Source organism: Pseudomonas sp. LS_2, assembly GCF_042709235.1.
Classification (GTDB): domain Bacteria; phylum Pseudomonadota; class Gammaproteobacteria; order Pseudomonadales; family Pseudomonadaceae; genus Aquipseudomonas.
The window spans coordinates 22,468-37,070 of the sequence record NZ_JAVAYC010000029.1 but is presented as its reverse complement, the minus strand read 5'-3'; the positions used below and the strand labels follow the sequence as shown (position 1 = coordinate 37,070).

Annotated in this window: 13 protein-coding genes; 4 read left to right on the top strand and 9 right to left on the bottom strand. The window is 64.8% G+C overall.

Translation table 11 applies throughout. From position 1 onward, the window contains the following. Window positions 1-126: 126 nt before the first annotated feature. The 3 genes from RAC97_RS20770 to nhaA all read left to right on the top strand — a co-directional run bounded on the left by RAC97_RS20770 (window position 127) and on the right by nhaA (window position 3,952). Entirely contained in the window at window positions 127-801 is a 675-nt protein-coding gene (locus tag RAC97_RS20770; protein WP_375101387.1) for a COG3650 family protein, read from the top strand. Between the two features lie 103 nt (window positions 802-904). Then, window positions 905-2,512, top strand: a complete 1,608-nt coding sequence (locus RAC97_RS20765; RefSeq protein WP_375101388.1) for an NAD(P)/FAD-dependent oxidoreductase — start codon at window positions 905-907, stop codon at window positions 2,510-2,512. A gap of 237 nt (window positions 2,513-2,749) precedes the next feature. Beyond that, window positions 2,750-3,952 (top strand): Na+/H+ antiporter NhaA, encoded by a 1,203-nt coding sequence (nhaA, locus tag RAC97_RS20760; protein WP_375101389.1) that lies wholly within the window; start codon window positions 2,750-2,752, stop codon window positions 3,950-3,952. Between the two features lie 61 nt (window positions 3,953-4,013). Here nhaA and RAC97_RS20755 read toward each other — a convergent pair whose 3' ends face one another. The 6 genes from RAC97_RS20755 to dinG form a co-directional block, all read right to left on the bottom strand. After that, window positions 4,014-4,478: a glycine zipper 2TM domain-containing protein gene (locus RAC97_RS20755; RefSeq protein WP_375101390.1), complete on the bottom strand. Its 465-nt coding sequence runs from the start codon at window positions 4,476-4,478 to the stop codon at window positions 4,014-4,016. A 167-nt stretch (window positions 4,479-4,645) separates the two neighbouring features. Next, window positions 4,646-5,293, bottom strand: a complete 648-nt coding sequence (gene pdxH / locus RAC97_RS20750) for a pyridoxamine 5'-phosphate oxidase (RefSeq protein ID WP_375101391.1) — start codon at window positions 5,291-5,293, stop codon at window positions 4,646-4,648. A 19-nt stretch (window positions 5,294-5,312) separates the two neighbouring features. Beyond that, a complete protein-coding gene (locus RAC97_RS20745) occupies window positions 5,313-6,284 on the bottom strand; it encodes an OmpA family protein (RefSeq protein ID WP_375101392.1) in 972 nt (323 codons plus the stop codon). 99 nt (window positions 6,285-6,383) lie between these two features. Further along, window positions 6,384-7,529, bottom strand: a complete 1,146-nt coding sequence (locus RAC97_RS20740; RefSeq protein ID WP_375101393.1) for a serine hydrolase domain-containing protein — start codon at window positions 7,527-7,529, stop codon at window positions 6,384-6,386. A gap of 129 nt (window positions 7,530-7,658) precedes the next feature. Beyond that, entirely contained in the window at window positions 7,659-9,884 is a 2,226-nt protein-coding gene (locus RAC97_RS20735) for a beta-agarase (protein ID WP_375101395.1), read from the bottom strand. A 72-nt stretch (window positions 9,885-9,956) separates the two neighbouring features. Continuing rightward, window positions 9,957-12,101, bottom strand: coding sequence for an ATP-dependent DNA helicase DinG (gene dinG / locus RAC97_RS20730; protein ID WP_375101396.1), 2,145 nt, complete (start codon window positions 12,099-12,101; stop codon window positions 9,957-9,959). A 98-nt stretch (window positions 12,102-12,199) separates the two neighbouring features. Between dinG and RAC97_RS20725 the strand changes: the two genes are divergently transcribed. After that, complete coding sequence (locus RAC97_RS20725; RefSeq protein WP_375101397.1) at window positions 12,200-12,664, top strand: CopD family protein; 465 nt, start codon at window positions 12,200-12,202, stop codon at window positions 12,662-12,664. A 50-nt stretch (window positions 12,665-12,714) separates the two neighbouring features. On the opposite strand, the gene RAC97_RS20720 is transcribed toward RAC97_RS20725, so the two are convergent. The 3 genes from RAC97_RS20720 to RAC97_RS20710 form a co-directional block, all read right to left on the bottom strand. Beyond that, window positions 12,715-13,464, bottom strand: a complete 750-nt coding sequence (locus tag RAC97_RS20720; RefSeq protein WP_375101398.1) for a collagen-like protein — start codon at window positions 13,462-13,464, stop codon at window positions 12,715-12,717. Beyond that, window positions 13,457-13,732, bottom strand: coding sequence for a DUF1145 domain-containing protein (locus tag RAC97_RS20715; protein WP_375101399.1), 276 nt, complete (start codon window positions 13,730-13,732; stop codon window positions 13,457-13,459). The genes RAC97_RS20720 and RAC97_RS20715 overlap by 8 nt, the downstream gene beginning before the upstream one ends. 96 nt (window positions 13,733-13,828) lie before the next feature. Further along, on the bottom strand, window positions 13,829-14,551 hold the full coding sequence (locus RAC97_RS20710) for an OmpA family protein (RefSeq protein WP_375101400.1): 723 nt from the start codon (window positions 14,549-14,551) through the stop codon (window positions 13,829-13,831). Window positions 14,552-14,603: the final 52 nt, after the last annotated feature.

The following is a 14,603-nucleotide window of genomic DNA, read 5'->3' as shown; positions in this document are numbered from 1 at the left end:
CCAGCGGTATCGGGAAAAGGGCCTTCGGGCCCTTTTTTCATGTCTGCAAAGGGGCTGCACCTTGTGCACACAGACCAGCATGAGTACCGTGGCCTGCACTTCCTGCACGCGCCCCGGAGCCCCTTGATGCGCCTCACCCCTTCCCTGCTGCTCGCCTCCCTGCTACCCCTGTTCGCCGGTTGCCAGACGTTCAGCGAGCCGCCACGCGACCCGAACGTCGGAACCACGCGCCTGCAGGGTGAACTGAGCGCCACCGGTGGCCAGTTGCTGTTCAAACCCTGTGGCGAGAGCCGCCATTTCATCGTGCGGGATGCCGCTGGCACCGGCGTGCTGCAGGAAGCCGCCAACCTGGCCGATGGCGCCGACGATAAACTGTTCGCCGACCTTCGCGGGCGCCTGACCGGCAACAAGCAGGCCAATACCGATGGCCAGTTCGAAGTGTCGCGGCTGTACCGTGTGGAACCCTCGACCCGGGCCTGCGAAGACCCCAACTTCAAGCAACTGACCCTGCGCGCCAGCGGAGAGGGGCCGACGTGGGACGTCAAGGCCAGCGGCAAGGGCATGGTGATCGACCGCGAAGGCCAGCCGCCGCTGCCGCTGCCTTTTCTGGAAGAGCAGATGCCCGGCGGCGGCCTGAGCCTCACCAGCGAGGCCAACGGCCAGCGCGTCGAGCTGTGGGTGGCGCCGCAGCGTTGCGTCGCACGCGACAGCGGCTCGATCCGCCACCTGCGCGCCGAGTTGCGCATCGCTGGCCAAACCCTGCAAGGCTGCGCCTACTATGGCGGCGCCCGCGACAACTGATCGTCGGCGACGTTTAACCTGCCAGTCAAGGCGGCGAACAGCTTATACTTGGCGGTTTGTGTAAAGCCGCCGGCCGCCCATGGCCGGGATACTGGACCCTGCCATGCTACGAATCACCGAACTGAAGCTGCCCCTGGACCATACCGACGAAGCCCTGCGCGAGGCCATCGTCCAGCGCCTGGGGATCCTTGACGAACAACTGCTCGGTTTCACCCTGTTCAAGCGCAGCTACGACGCCCGCAAGAAGAACAGCGAACTGCTGTTCATCTACACCATCGACCTCGAAACCAGCAACGAAGCAGAACTGCTGCGCACGTTCGCAGACGACCGCAATATCGGCGTCGCCCCCGATGTCCGCTACACGTTCGTCGGCCAGGCTCCGGAAGGGCTGAGCGAGCGTCCGATCGTGGTGGGCTTCGGTCCTTGCGGCATCTTCGCAGGCCTGGTGCTGGCGCAGATGGGCTTCAAGCCGATCGTGCTCGAACGCGGCAAGGAAGTGCGCCAGCGCACCAAGGACACCTGGGGCCTGTGGCGCAAGAGCGTGCTCAATCCCGAGTCAAACGTGCAGTTCGGCGAAGGCGGCGCCGGCACCTTTTCCGATGGCAAGCTCTATAGCCAGATCAAGGACCCGAACCACCACGGTCGCAAGGTGCTGGAGGAGTTCGTCAAGGCCGGGGCACCGGAGGAGATCCTCTACATCAACAAGCCGCACATCGGTACGTTCCGCTTGACCAGCATGGTCGAGAAGATGCGCGAGGAAATCATCGCACTGGGCGGCGATGTGCGCTTCGAACAGAAGGTCACCGACCTGCTGCTCGATGGCGAGCAACTCACTGGCGTGGTGCTGCAAAGCGGCGAACAGTTGCATTCGCGGCACGTGGTGCTTGCCTTGGGCCACAGCGCCCGCGACACCTTCCGCATGCTGCACGCCAAGGGCGTGTTCATGGAAGCCAAGCCGTTCTCGGTAGGCTTTCGTATCGAGCACCCACAGTCACTCATCGACAAGGCGCGCCTGGGCAAGTACGCCGGCCACCCCAAGCTCGGCGCCGCCGACTACAAGCTGGTGCACCACGCCAAGAACGGCCGCTCGGTGTACAGCTTCTGCATGTGCCCTGGCGGGACCGTGGTGGCTGCCACCAGCGAGCCTGGTCGGGTGGTGACCAATGGCATGAGTCAGTATTCGCGTAATGAGCGCAATGCCAACTCGGGGATCGTCGTGGGCATCGACCCCGAGCGCGACTACCCCGGCGGCCCGCTGGCCGGCATCGAGCTGCAGGAACGCCTGGAAGCCCATGCCTATGTGATGGGCGGCAGCAACTACCAGGCGCCGGCGCAGCTGGTGGGCGATTTCGTCGCGGGACGCCCCTCCACCGCACTGGGCAGCGTCGAACCATCCTACAAGCCGGGCGTTACCCTGGGCGACCTGGCACCGAGCCTGCCGGACTTCGCCATCGAGGCAATCCGTGAAGCCCTGCCGGCCTTCGACCGCCAGATCAAGGGCTACAACCTGCACGACGCGGTGCTGACCGGCATCGAAACGCGCACCTCGTCGCCACTGCGCATCACCCGGGATGCGAGCTACCAGAGCCTCAACCTGAAGGGGCTGTTCCCAGCGGGTGAAGGGGCTGGTTATGCCGGCGGCATTCTCTCGGCGGGCGTCGACGGCATTCGCATCGCCGAGGCGGTGGCGCGCGATATGCTCGGGCTATAAGACATCGTTGGCGAGCCTCGTGGATGCAATCCGCGACGGCTCGCCAAACACCTGAAAAAAACCTACACCAGACCCCGAATTACCCTCATCAAACTGGACCGAAGCTCCCTCTGAACCCCCGCACGCAAACAGGCAACAAGTTATAACAAAAAAGAATATACTTTTTGTTTTAAAGAATATCCCGCCACGTTAGGGTGTACCCCTTCCCCTGAATTCGTACTGGAGAGACGCTTGCCCGTGCGCAACCTCATCAATCGTTTCCTGCAACTGGAGGCCGCCGGCGGCTTGCTGCTGATCGCTGCGGCGGTGGTCGCGCTGGTCATCAACAACTCGCCCTTGTCGCACTTCTACACCGGTTTCCTGAATGTTCCCGTTGCCGTGCAGATCGGCGCCCTGGAGATCGCCAAGCCCCTGCTGCTGTGGATCAACGACGGGCTGATGGCGCTGTTCTTCCTGCTTATCGGCCTGGAGGTCAAGCGCGAGGTGGTCGATGGTCACCTGTCCAAGCCTTCCCAGATCATCCTGCCCGCGACCGCAGCGGTCGGAGGCATGGTAGTGCCTGCGCTGATCTACTGGTTCATCAACCGTGACAACCCCGCCAGCATGGCCGGTTGGGCCATCCCTACCGCCACCGATATCGCCTTCGCCCTTGGCGTGCTGGCACTGCTGGGCAAGCGCGTACCGGTATCGCTCAAGCTGTTCCTGATGACCCTGGCGATCATCGACGACCTGGGCGCGATCATCATCATCGCGCTGTTCTACTCCGGCACCCTGTCGAGCCTGGCGCTGATGCTGGCCGGCGCGTGCCTGGTGGCCTTGCTGGCGATGAACCGGCTGGGCGTGGTGCGGCTTGCGCCGTACCTGCTGGTGGGCTTGGTGCTGTGGGTATGCGTACTAAAAAGCGGCGTGCATGCGACCCTGGCCGGTGTGGCCCTGGCGCTGTGCATTCCCTTGAGAACCCTGTCCAAACAGCAGGCTTCGCCGCTGCTGACCCTGGAGCACGCTCTGCACCCTTGGGTGGCCTACGCCATCCTGCCGCTGTTCGCGTTCGCCAATGCGGGCGTCTCGCTGGCCGGCGTCACCTTCGAAAGCTTCACCCATCCGGTGCCGCTGGGCATCGCTGCGGGCCTGCTGCTGGGCAAGATGGTGGGGGTTTTCGGACTGACCTGGATCGCCGTCAAACTGCGTTTGGCAGCCTTGCCTGCGGGGGCCAACTGGGGCCAGGTGATGGGGGTGGCGATCCTCTGCGGTATCGGCTTCACCATGAGCCTGTTCGTCGGTTCCCTGGCGTTTGTACCGGGTAGCAGCGACTACGCAGGCATGGACCGCATGGGTATTCTCACCGGTTCGTTGTTCGCCGCGCTGCTCGGCTATGCAGTGACCGCAATGTCCAGCCGTAAACCGGACGATCTAAAGGAACATGCGGTCGGCAACCACTGACCGACAGGCAAAAAAAAACCCCGACACGGCATTGCCGGTCGGGGTTTTTCTTTGCGCCCTGTCAGTGGGTGACGCGGCTGGTGCCGTCCACAGTCATGATGCGCACGCGCTCGCCAACACGGAAGATTTCGTTCTCCTGCACTTGCTGCACGTACGCACGCATGCTGCCGTCGTCTTCGCGCACGGTGATTTCGACGCCTTGGGTTCGCGTCAGGCCTTCTTCGGCCGCCGAACCTGCAAAGCCGCCCGCCAAGGCACCGATCACCGCAGCGACGATGCTGCCACGGCCGCCGCCGACAGCGCTGCCGGCCACACCGCCGACAATGGCGCCAGCGCCACCGCCGATCGGCGTCTTGGTGCCCTCGATCTTCACAGGGCGAAGGGATTCGATGGTACCCATGCGTACGGTTTGCACGCGGCGGGCCTCATCACGGGAATAGCTGTCGCCGGTCAGGTTGGAGGCACAACCGCCGAGCAGCAGCGAAAAGGTGGTGAAACTCGCCACCAGCAAAACGGATTTACGCATGAGATGAATCTCCATAAGACAGGTGTCCATTAGACTCCGCGCAACGACGAGTGTCACGATACACACGTTATAAAATTGTTTTCATTCAGCCGGGGTACAGAGAGCCCCCGTTCGGGCGTTGCCCTGAAAAGATGCCGCTGCCATCTACAGGCAGCGGCATTGTGCGCTCAAGGCGCCAGTCGCTCGCGCAGCCACTGCCCGTCGACCAGGCGGTAGTTCAAGCGGTCGTGCAGGCGGCTGGAGCGCCCCTGCCAGAACTCGATGCGCTCGGGCAGCAAGCGATACCCACCCCAGTGCTCAGGGCAATGCGGCTGCGAGTCGCTGAAGCGCGCCTCCGTCGCCTTGAGCAGCCCTTCCAGTTCGGCACGATCAGCGATCACCTGGCTCTGCGGCGAAGCCCAGGCCCCCAGGCGGCTGCCCAGTGGGCGCACCTGGTAGTAATCGTCCGACTCCTTGGCCGACACCTTTTCCACACGGCCTTCGATACGTACCTGGCGCTCCAGCGTCGGCCAGAAGAAGGTCATGGCCGCGAAGGGGTTGGCCAGCAACTGCTGGCCCTTGGCGCTTTGGTAATTGGTGAAGAAGGTGAAACCACGCTCATCCAAACCTTTGAGCAACAACACCCGGCAATGCGGGCGTCCCTCGCCGTCGACGGTAGCGAGGGTCAGGGCATTGGCCTCGACCGGTGGCTGCTCGGTCTTTACCGCGTCGCCAAACCACTGGTGGAACAATGCGAACGGCTCGGCGGGCGCCTGCGCTTCGGCGAGCCCATCGCGGGTGTAGTCACGGCGCATATCGGCCAGGGATTGGGTCATCGCAGCGTGTCCTTGATGATCAGTTGGTCTTCGCCGGGGTATTGGCGGCGACCTTCTTGTCGGCTGCGGGTTTCTTCGCCGCCGGTTTGGCTGGGGTCGCTTTCTTCGCCGTGGCGGCCTTGGCCGGTGCCTTGGCTGCCGGCTTCTTCGCCGCTTGCTTGACCGGAGGCTTGGCAGTCGGCTTCACATCGGCCTTGGCAGCCGGCGCCTTGGCATCCTGCACCGCAACCATCGGTGCTGGGACTGGCGCGGCCTGTTGATACTTGGCCAACAACGCGACCATGGTGTCCTGCGGGGTCAGCAGCAGTTCAACACGGCGGTTCAGGGCACGGCCTTCATTGCTGTCATTGGCGGCGCGCGGCATTACCGAGCCCATGCCCTTGAGGGTCAGGCGGTCACGTTGCAGACCGCTGAGGCGGAAAATCGCCGAAACCGAGGCGGCGCGCTCCAGGCTCAACTTCTGGTTGGCGGCGGCAGCGCCCGTGCTGTCGGCGTGGCCCAGCACCAATACGGCGGTCTTAGGGTCTACCTCGACGATCTTGGCGACACGGGTGATCGGCCCCAGGCTCACCGGCAGCAGCATGTTCGGACGATCCGGATTGTAGGCACCGTCCACCGGGATGGTGACAGCCAGCACGTTGTCACGGCGCTCGAGCTCGAACTTGGTGTCCTTGATGGCTTCACGCAGCTTCGGCTCGTACTGGTCCAACCAGGCTTGGGTGGCTTTCTGGTCGATCTTCGGCACGGCAGGTGCCTCGGCCTTCTTCTCTGTCTCACCGAACGGCCACCACCAGCGGCTGCCGCTCTCGGACTTGGCATCGGCCTGGGCCACCTTCTCGGTGACGGCTTCCTTCACTTCCTGCTCGGCCACCTTGTCCGAGCCAAAGGGCCACCAGCTGCGGCTGGCCTCCTTCGAAGCATCCTGAGAATGGCTGGCGCAGCCTGTCATGGCCAGGCACAACGCGAGTGCTAAGGTTTTTTGTGAAGACATGAGCGATACACCATGAATTAAAAGGAAAATTTGCCCATACACGCCAGGCGTTGGCATTGAGGATAGTCAAAGGGGCCGGGCAATACCCGCATTACCCGATCAAAGGCAGGTACCGAGTACCCGCACCAGCTTCTGCGCACGGGGGTCCATCAAGACGTAGGGCCCCAAGGTATTGGTAACGAAGCCAAAGGCCACATCATATTCCGGATCGGCAAAACCGACCGAGCCGCCCGCCCCCGGGTGCCCGAACGCCCTCGCGCCCAGCCCGAAAGTGGCATTGGCGACCTGTGCTTGGTCGAGCATGCAGCCCAGGCCGAATCGGGTCTGGGTCAGCAGGGTGCGGTCCTGGCCGAGGCTGTGCTCGCGGGTCAGCTCATCGAGCAGTTCGGACTCCAGCAAATTGCCATCCAGCAGGCCCGCGTAGAAACCGGCCAGACTGCGCGCGTTGCCGTGGCCATTGGCGGCCGGTTGCTGCATGCGCCGCCATTCGGGCTTGTTGGTGCTGGTCAGGATCGCCGGCGGGTTGGTGAAGGCGCGGGTAGACAATGCCTGGGGTTCCCGCATGGTCACTTGCAACAGGCGCTGGGCCGCGGCATCGCCTGCGTTGCCCTTGCCACGGGCAATGTGCGCCACGCGGTGGAATTCTTCGTCGGCCAGGCCGATATGGAAATCCAGCCCCAGGGGCTTGGCCGTGCGCGCGACGATCGACTCGCCAGGGCCGCGGCCATCGACACGCCGGATCAACTCGCCAATCAACCAGCCATAGGTGATGGCCGCGTAACCGTGTTCGGTGCCGGGTGTCCACCACGGCGCTTCAGCGGCCAGGGCATCGACCATGGCCTGCCAGTCATACAGCGCCTCTGCCGGCAGCAACGCCCTGATCGCCGGCAGCCCGGCCCGGTGACTGAGCAGCTGACGCAGGGTGACGTGCTCCTTACCGGCCTGGGCGAATTCCGGCCAGTAGCGCACCACGGCTGCATCCAAGGCCAGCTTGCCCTCATCCACCAGTTGCAGGGCGGTGACGGCAGCGAAGGGCTTGGTGCACGAGAACAGGTTGGCGATGGTGTCGCTGTGCCAGGCCTGTTGGCCGTCCTTGTCGGCGCTGCCGGCCCATAGGTCGATGACGGTTTCGCCACCCACCTGGATGCACAGCGCTGCGCCACGCTCCTGGGGGTCCTCGAACAACGCGGCGAAGGCATCGCGCACCGCCTCGAACTTCAGCTCATAGTGACCCTGGATCTGCACCCGTCTGCTCCCCGCACGACCTACTCACAAAGTGGTGCATTGTTTCAGTAGTTGATGGTTTTGCAAACCGGATAGGGCCGGGTGGTCGCATGAAAAAGTTCCGTAACGCCACGACCGTTCGGCCCTATGCTATGGGGAGGTTTTTTCCAAGCCTTTGCGCAGTTGTTCAAGCAACAGCTGGTTGCTCTTGCGTACCGCTTCGACGAAACCCGGGTAGGCCACATCGGTGATGGCAACCAACCCCAGGTGCCCGTTCTCACCATCGAGCAGGCGCCCGCTGGCGGGCTGGTCGAGGTACTGGAACCAGTGCGCGCCGACGATCGTCGGCTGGGCCAGGGCCGCCTTGAGGAAGTTGCCGTAGGCGGGCCCGCGGTCTTCTTCCCGGGCAACCTCCAGCGGCCCCGGCCAGAACGGCCCGCGATCGCGGGAGCCGAACTGGAACTCCGATACCAGCACCGGCTTGTCCAGCTCGGCCAGGCGGGCGAAGTCGTAGCCATCCTCGGGCGTCAAGGTATAGAAGTTGAAGCTCAGCACATCGCAGAAGCGGGCGCAGGCCTTTACCGCTTCCGGCGTGCTCACGGCATATCGGCCGCCCAGCAGCAGGTGGTTGGGGGCATGCCATGCGAGCGCATCGTCGATGGTCTTGAAATAGGTCTCGGCGAACACCTGCTGGAAATACTGGTAGTCACGTTCGATTTCCGGGTGCTCGGGGTTGGGCAGCGGCGCCTCGAAACCTGGGTCTTCCATCAGTTCCCAGGCTTGCAGGTCGATCCCCCAAGCCTTGGACAGGCCTTGCTGGTTGCGGTACTTGTCGCGCAGTTGCTTGAGAAACGCCCGCTTGGCCGGTACGTCGGTGGTCAGGCGCAGGGTGCCGTAGGCCAGGCCGTAGCGTGCCTTGGGGTCGTCGCCGGGGGCCGCCCAGGCCAGTTCATTGTCGGCGAAATAGCCGATCAACCAGGGATCGTCCCGGTGGTCGCGGGCGGCGATGGCCACGGCACGCTCGGTGGCCATGGCAAAGCGCGGGTCGAACGGGTCGGGCATGCGCCCCCACCAGTCCATGCCGGTGCTGATGCTGGCGTAGTCGCCGACGATCGACAGCGGCAGGGTGTACGGCATGCGTTGGGTTTGGCCCAGGGCTGGGTCGCTCCAGTTGCCCAGGGTGTTGAAACCCCAGGCTTGCAGGCGGTCCAGGGTGTGGGCCTGCCAGCGCAGGGCATCCAGGCTGGCCGTTGGACAAGGCTGTGCAGCATCGGCCGGGCACGGCGAGGCATGGGTGCGCAAGAGGTTGGCGGCATAGAAGTCGAACCAGCGGCCCTGCTTGAAGCCACGCCCCTGCGACGATGCATTGCCGTCGTCGTTATCTCCCTTGCCGTAGAAGGCCGCGAGCCTATCGCCTTCGGCGGGCAAGGCCATGAACATAGCCTCGCGGCCTTCGACGTAGGTCTGCCCTGCGTCGGCGGCCACGGCATTGACGCCCAACGAGTAGAACGGGTGGCCATCGGGGGTCACCAGGTACCAGCGGCTATCACGTTTCTCGGTGCGGAAAAAGCCCTTGGCCTCGAATGCAGGCCCGGCCAGCAGCCCGCCGTAGGGGTCCAGTGGTTGCTTCTCGCGCTCGGCGAGCCATCCCTTCAGTTGCTGGCGTTCACGGTCGGCAGCGAGCTTGAGCTGTTCGTCCTGGACGATCTTTTCCGGCCATTGCCCACGGGTGGACTGCCCATAGCCGTCGATCAACCCGTTGTATGCAGCCTTGAGCGCCAGGTCGTCATCCTGGATGCCGACTTTTTCGATCAGCAGGTTCTGCGCCACCTTTGGCGCCGGGATACTCAAGCTGACCGAGGTGACCTGACTGAGGTCGAGCTCGCCACTGCTGCTGCCCAGCAACAGTCGCTGGCCTTCGAAGACCCACGGCATGGGAGGCCCTGCGCGCATGCCTTGGCTCAGGGGAGAGCTGGCCTTGAGCGGCACCATCACGGTTTGCGCAGGCCCTGCCGGCAGGTCGATGCGACTGGTGAGGGTGCGGCCATCACTGCCCTGCACCGTCACATCGACGGTCAGCGCCCAGTCCATGGCGCTTTGCAGGCGCAAGGTAAGGAACTGCGCGGCGGACCAGTCCCAAGCGCCGCTCTGCGGGCTCAGGCGCAGGGTCGGCCGCGCCACGGGGTTGAACACCACGCGCCTGAGCACCTCGCCTTGCGCTGTCTGCTCCGCATTGTATTGCGGCATGTCGGCGCCTTCGGTGGCCACGTTGACCACCGAAGCGGGGCGCACGAAGCTGAACAGCGTCTGTTGCCCGGCCAGCAGTGGAGGGCAGAACAGCAGCGCGGCAAGGACTGGCAGGGTGCGGCGGAACATAAGGCGGGTATCTCCTTCCAGGCCTTCAGGACCGAGTATGGACAACTGCACCGGCGCGTCGTGCGCCGGTGTTCATTCGATCTCGCGGCGGAACGGCGGCAGCGCGTTGAGAATAGCCTTGCCATAACGCTGGGTGACCAGGCGTCGGTCAAGCAAAGTGATGACGCCACGGTCCTGCTCGGTGCGCAGCAGCCGACCGCAGGCCTGGATCAGGCGCAGCGAGGCGTCGGGCACGGCGATTTCCATGAACGGGTTGCCGCCCCGTGCTTCGATCCATTCGGCCAGGGCTGCTTCGACCGGGTCATCCGGCACAGCGAAAGGAATCTTGGCGATGACCACGTGCTCGCAGTAGGCGCCAGGCAGGTCGACGCCCTCGGAAAAGCTCGCCAGGCCGAACAGCACGCTGTGCTGGCCATCGTCGACCCGGGCTTTGTGCTTGTTCAGGGTTTCCTGTTTGGAGAGGTTGCCCTGGATCAGCACCAGCTTGCGCCAGTCACGGTCCAGGCCGTCGAACACGTCCTGCATCTGCTTGCGCGACGAGAACAACACCAGCGAGCCGCGCGCATCCTCCAGGATATCGGGGAGCGCGCGAACGATAGAGGCGGTATGACCCGGCACGTCGCGCGGGTCGGCGCCCAGGTCTGGCACTCGCAACAGGCCGGCATCACCATGGACGAACGGGCTGGGCACCACGCAGGTCACTGCATCGCGCGGCAGGCCCGAGCGCATGCGGAAGCGGTCGAACTTGCCCAGCGCGGTGAGGGTAGCGGAGGTCACCAGGGCGCCATGGGCGACGTTCCACAGGCTGCGGCGCAGCATTTCGGCGGCCAGGATGGGGCTGGCATTGACTTCGATATCGAACAGCGCACCGCTTTCGGCCAGGGTCAGCCAGCGTGCCATGGGCGGGCTGTCCTGCGGGTCTTCGGCGGTGAAAGCGGTCCACAGCTCCCAGTTGCCCTGGGCGCGGGTCACCAGGCTGCCGAACAGCGGGTACCACTCCTCGGCCTGGTGACTGGCGATACCGATGCTGGTCTCGCCATCCATGCCTTCCTTGAGCAGATCGGCCAGGCGGGTGAACAGGTCGTTCAGGCGGCCGAAGCCTTTTTTCAGCTCGATACCGACTTCGCGGATCTGCTCCGGCACCACGCCGCCTTCGAAGCGGTAGCGGGGCCGGTCGCGGCCTTCCATGTCCTCGCCGGGGCGGAAGTCGGCGACCTGCTCGCAAAGGGTGAACATGAACTGCTGCTGGGTGCGCACCTCGCGCGCCAGCTCCGGCACCTGCTCGATCAGCCGCCCCAGATCGCCCGGCAGCGGGTGCTGGGCCAGCAGTTTGGTGAGGTTCTTGGCGGTCTGCTCCAACCACTCGGCGGTGGAGCGCAGGCGTGAATAGTGAGCGAAGTGGCCGATGGCCTTGTCCGGCAGGTGGTGGCCCTCGTCGAACACGTAGAGGGTGTCGCGCGGGTCGGGCAGCACCGCGCCGCCGCCCAGGGCCAGGTCGGCCAGGACCATATCGTGGTTGGTGACGATGACGTCGACCTTGCCCATGCCTTCGCGCGCCTTGTAGAACACGCATTGCTGGAAGTTCGGGCAGTGCCGGCCGGTGCACTGGCCGTGGTCGGTGGTCAGGCGCGCCCAGTCCTGGTCTTCCAGGGCCTCGGGCCAGCTGTCGCGGTCACCGTCCCAGCGGTTGCCGGCCAGCTTCTCGATCATGCTGTTGAACAGCTTCTGGCTGCGCTCGTCCACCTCGATGCGAAAGCCTTCTTCCTCGAACAGCTGGGCGGTGGCCGACTGGGCATGGCCTTCCTGCAGCAGTACGTCGAGCTTGGACAGGCACAGGTAGCGGCCCCGGCCCTTGGCCAGGGCGAAGCTGAAGTTCAGGCCGCTGTTGCGCATCAGGTCGGGCAGGTCCTTGAAGACGATCTGCTCCTGCAGCGCCACGGTGGCGGTGGCGATCACCAGGCGCTTGCCTGCGGCCTTGGCGGCGGGAATCGCGGCCAGGCTGTAGGCGACGGTCTTGCCGGTACCGGTTCCGGCCTCCACCGCAACCACGGCAGGCTCGCCAGCGCGGCGTCCGTCGTCGTCGCAGGCGATGTCGCCGAGCACCTTGGCCACTTCGGCGATCATCAGGCGCTGACCGTAACGCGGCTTGAGGCTCTTGGCTTCGAGAAAACGCGAGTAGGCGCCCTGGATGGTGGCTTTGAGTTCGTTGCTGATCATGGTCTGCAGGCGCCCGAAGGGCTGGATATATTTTCAGTGTTTCGCATGGGGCGGCTATCATACCCCGCTATTGCCCTTTGTGCCGCATGGAGATCCCGATGCTCGCCTTTGCCCTGCCCTACACACTGCATGTCCTGGCGGCCCTGGTTTGGGTCGGCGGTATGTTCTTCGCCTGGCTCGTACTGCGGCCAGCGGCGGTCGCAGCGCTGGAGGGGCCTGCGCGGCTGCGTTTGTGGGTGGAAGTTTTCCGACGCTTCTTCGGATGGGTCTGGTTGGCCGTGGCCATTCTGGCGATAAGTGGTATCGGGATGTTGCACATGCGCTTCAACGGCTTCGAGACCGCGCCACGCTACATTCAGGTGATGATGGGCGGCGGCATCGTGATGTTCGCGCTGTTCATGCGCATCCAGGCGTTGCTGTTGCCTGAGCTGAAGGCGGCGGTGCAGGCCGAGGACTGGCCCACTGGCGCCGCCGTGCTCGGCAAGATTCGCCGCATGGTTGGCATCAACCTGCTGCTGGGGATCGCCGTGGTAGCGGTGGCCAGCTCACGCCTTGCGCTCTGAGCAAGCGACAACGACCTCTTCGCAGGACCACCCGCGAAGAGGCCGAGCCGTCACAGCTGACGCAGGATCAATTCACCCGCCGCACCTGCCTGCCCTGGCAGGCCATCGCGGCCCTTGTCGCCTGCATCGGTGCGGTACACCAGGCAGCCTTTGCTGGCACCGCCCTGCCCTGCCTTGCCGGCTTCGCCCGGCTTGCCCGGCGCACCGCCTTCCACACGCACATGAATGCGCTCCTGCGGGAAATCGCCCGGCACGGCCAGGCGAATGCGCCCGCCTGCTGCGCCGTCGTGGCCATCGCCACCGTTGTCGCCGTTGAAGCCACGGCTGGCCTGCCCCCAGGTGCAGCCGCCCGGCTTGCCATTGGCGCCGTCTAGCCCGGCGTAACCCGGTGCACCGGCACCACCGCGGGCGTCAATAGACACTTGGTCGGCCTGCAACGCCTGCAATTGCAGGTCGAGGTTACGACCCGGCCTGGCCGCGCGCTGGTAGGTGCCCGCCGAGCCCGGTGCGCTGATCTGGCTGCCGGGCGCGAGTACGGCGTAGCCTGCCTGGATGCTGAGAGTACTGTCGGCCGGGGCAATGGCTATGCGCGCATCGCGCCCAAGCTCCAGTTGGTCGATCTTCAGTTCGGTGAGGCTGGCGGGCAGCAGCAAGGTCGCCGACTCCGCCACCTGCAGGCGCTCCAGGTGCACGCTGGCCGACTTGTTAGGCAGGCGCACCATCGAGTGAGCGGCGACGTCCAGGCTTTCGGCCTGGGCCAAGGGCGTGGCCAACGCGGCCAGCAACATCAATTTACGCATTGCGTGGGGGCTCCTGTGGCCGGGGGATGGACATGACATGGAAGATGCCGGTCAGCAGGATCTGCAAGCGGTCGAACCAGCGGTGGCTACGCCCGCGCAGACTAGCGTTGAAGAACAGCACTTCCAGCACATGCAACGTCAGCAACAGAATGCCTGCTGCATTGATCAGCAGGTTCAACGGCAGTGGCTGCGGCATCAACAGGTTGAACAGCACCACCCCCCAGAAAACCACCGTCAGGACCTTGCCCAGGCCCAGGATGAACTTCATACCCCGCCCCCGACTTCTATTGTTATGTTGTGGCGGCCCGTTCGAGCGAGCCGCGCAGGCAACAGTAACGCGGTGCCAAGGCGCGCGCCAGAGGGGTCAGTTCAGGTGCAGCTCCACCCGTCGGTTCTGCGCCCGCCCCGGGTCGGTGTCGTTGTCGGCCACCGGCTCGCTTTCTCCCTTGCCCTGGCTGGTCACCTTGCTCGGCGCCAGGCCCTGGCCGATCAGGTACTGCGCGACGCTGGCGGCGCGACGTTCGGAGAGCCCCTGGTTGTAGGCATCGGAGCCGACGCTATCGGTATGCCCGACTACTTTCACCGCCGTAACCGCCGGGTCGCCGAGCTTGGGCAGCAAGCCTTGCAGGCGCTGCTGCGCCGCGGTGGAAAGCGCTGCCGAGTCGAAGGCAAACAACACCTGGCCTTGGTCGTCGAGGGTTATCACTTCAGGCGTTGCAGGCGCCGTCTCGGTTTTCGGCGTGGAGGCAGGGTACTGCGGCAGCGGGCAGCCCATGTGGTTCACCGCCGTGCCTTTGGGCGTATCGGGGCAACGGTCGCGACGGTCGAAGACACCGTCCTCATCTTCGTCGCCATCCTGGGCGTAGCAGATCAACCCACCGGCAATGGCGCCGGCCAAACCGCCCCCGGCGGCCCAGCTGGAACTCTCGATCGCGCCAAGGCCACCCCCGACCAGGCCGCCGAGCAGGCTGCAAATGGGCCAGGTACGTTGGTTGAGCGGCGCGCTACCGTCACTGTGGGTGGCGCAGCCGGCCAGCAGGCTCGAGGCCATCAGCAACGGCAGCGCGGTCTTGGACATAACACTCATGGTGAATGCTCCTGTGTCACCGGCCACTACCGGTCACACAGGAGTAAAGACG

Excerpts from the sequence above, each read along its gene's own strand:
- RAC97_RS20770 (WP_375101387.1), top strand. The coding sequence starts at position 127 with ATGCGCCTCACCCCTTCCCTGCTGCTCGCCTCCCTGCTACCCCTGTTC.
- RAC97_RS20725 (WP_375101397.1), top strand. The coding sequence starts at position 12,200 with ATGCTCGCCTTTGCCCTGCCCTACACACTGCATGTCCTGGCGGCCCTG.
- RAC97_RS20735 (WP_375101395.1), bottom strand. The coding sequence starts at position 9,884 with ATGTTCCGCCGCACCCTGCCAGTCCTTGCCGCGCTGCTGTTCTGCCCT.
- RAC97_RS20755 (WP_375101390.1), bottom strand. The coding sequence starts at position 4,478 with ATGCGTAAATCCGTTTTGCTGGTGGCGAGTTTCACCACCTTTTCGCTG.
- pdxH (WP_375101391.1), bottom strand. The coding sequence starts at position 5,293 with ATGACCCAATCCCTGGCCGATATGCGCCGTGACTACACCCGCGATGGG.
- RAC97_RS20715 (WP_375101399.1), bottom strand. The coding sequence starts at position 13,732 with ATGAAGTTCATCCTGGGCCTGGGCAAGGTCCTGACGGTGGTTTTCTGG.
- RAC97_RS20765 (WP_375101388.1), top strand. The coding sequence starts at position 905 with ATGCTACGAATCACCGAACTGAAGCTGCCCCTGGACCATACCGACGAA.
- RAC97_RS20710 (WP_375101400.1), bottom strand. The coding sequence starts at position 14,551 with ATGAGTGTTATGTCCAAGACCGCGCTGCCGTTGCTGATGGCCTCGAGC.
- RAC97_RS20745 (WP_375101392.1), bottom strand. The coding sequence starts at position 6,284 with ATGTCTTCACAAAAAACCTTAGCACTCGCGTTGTGCCTGGCCATGACA.
- RAC97_RS20720 (WP_375101398.1), bottom strand. The coding sequence starts at position 13,464 with ATGCGTAAATTGATGTTGCTGGCCGCGTTGGCCACGCCCTTGGCCCAG.
- dinG (WP_375101396.1), bottom strand. The coding sequence starts at position 12,101 with ATGATCAGCAACGAACTCAAAGCCACCATCCAGGGCGCCTACTCGCGT.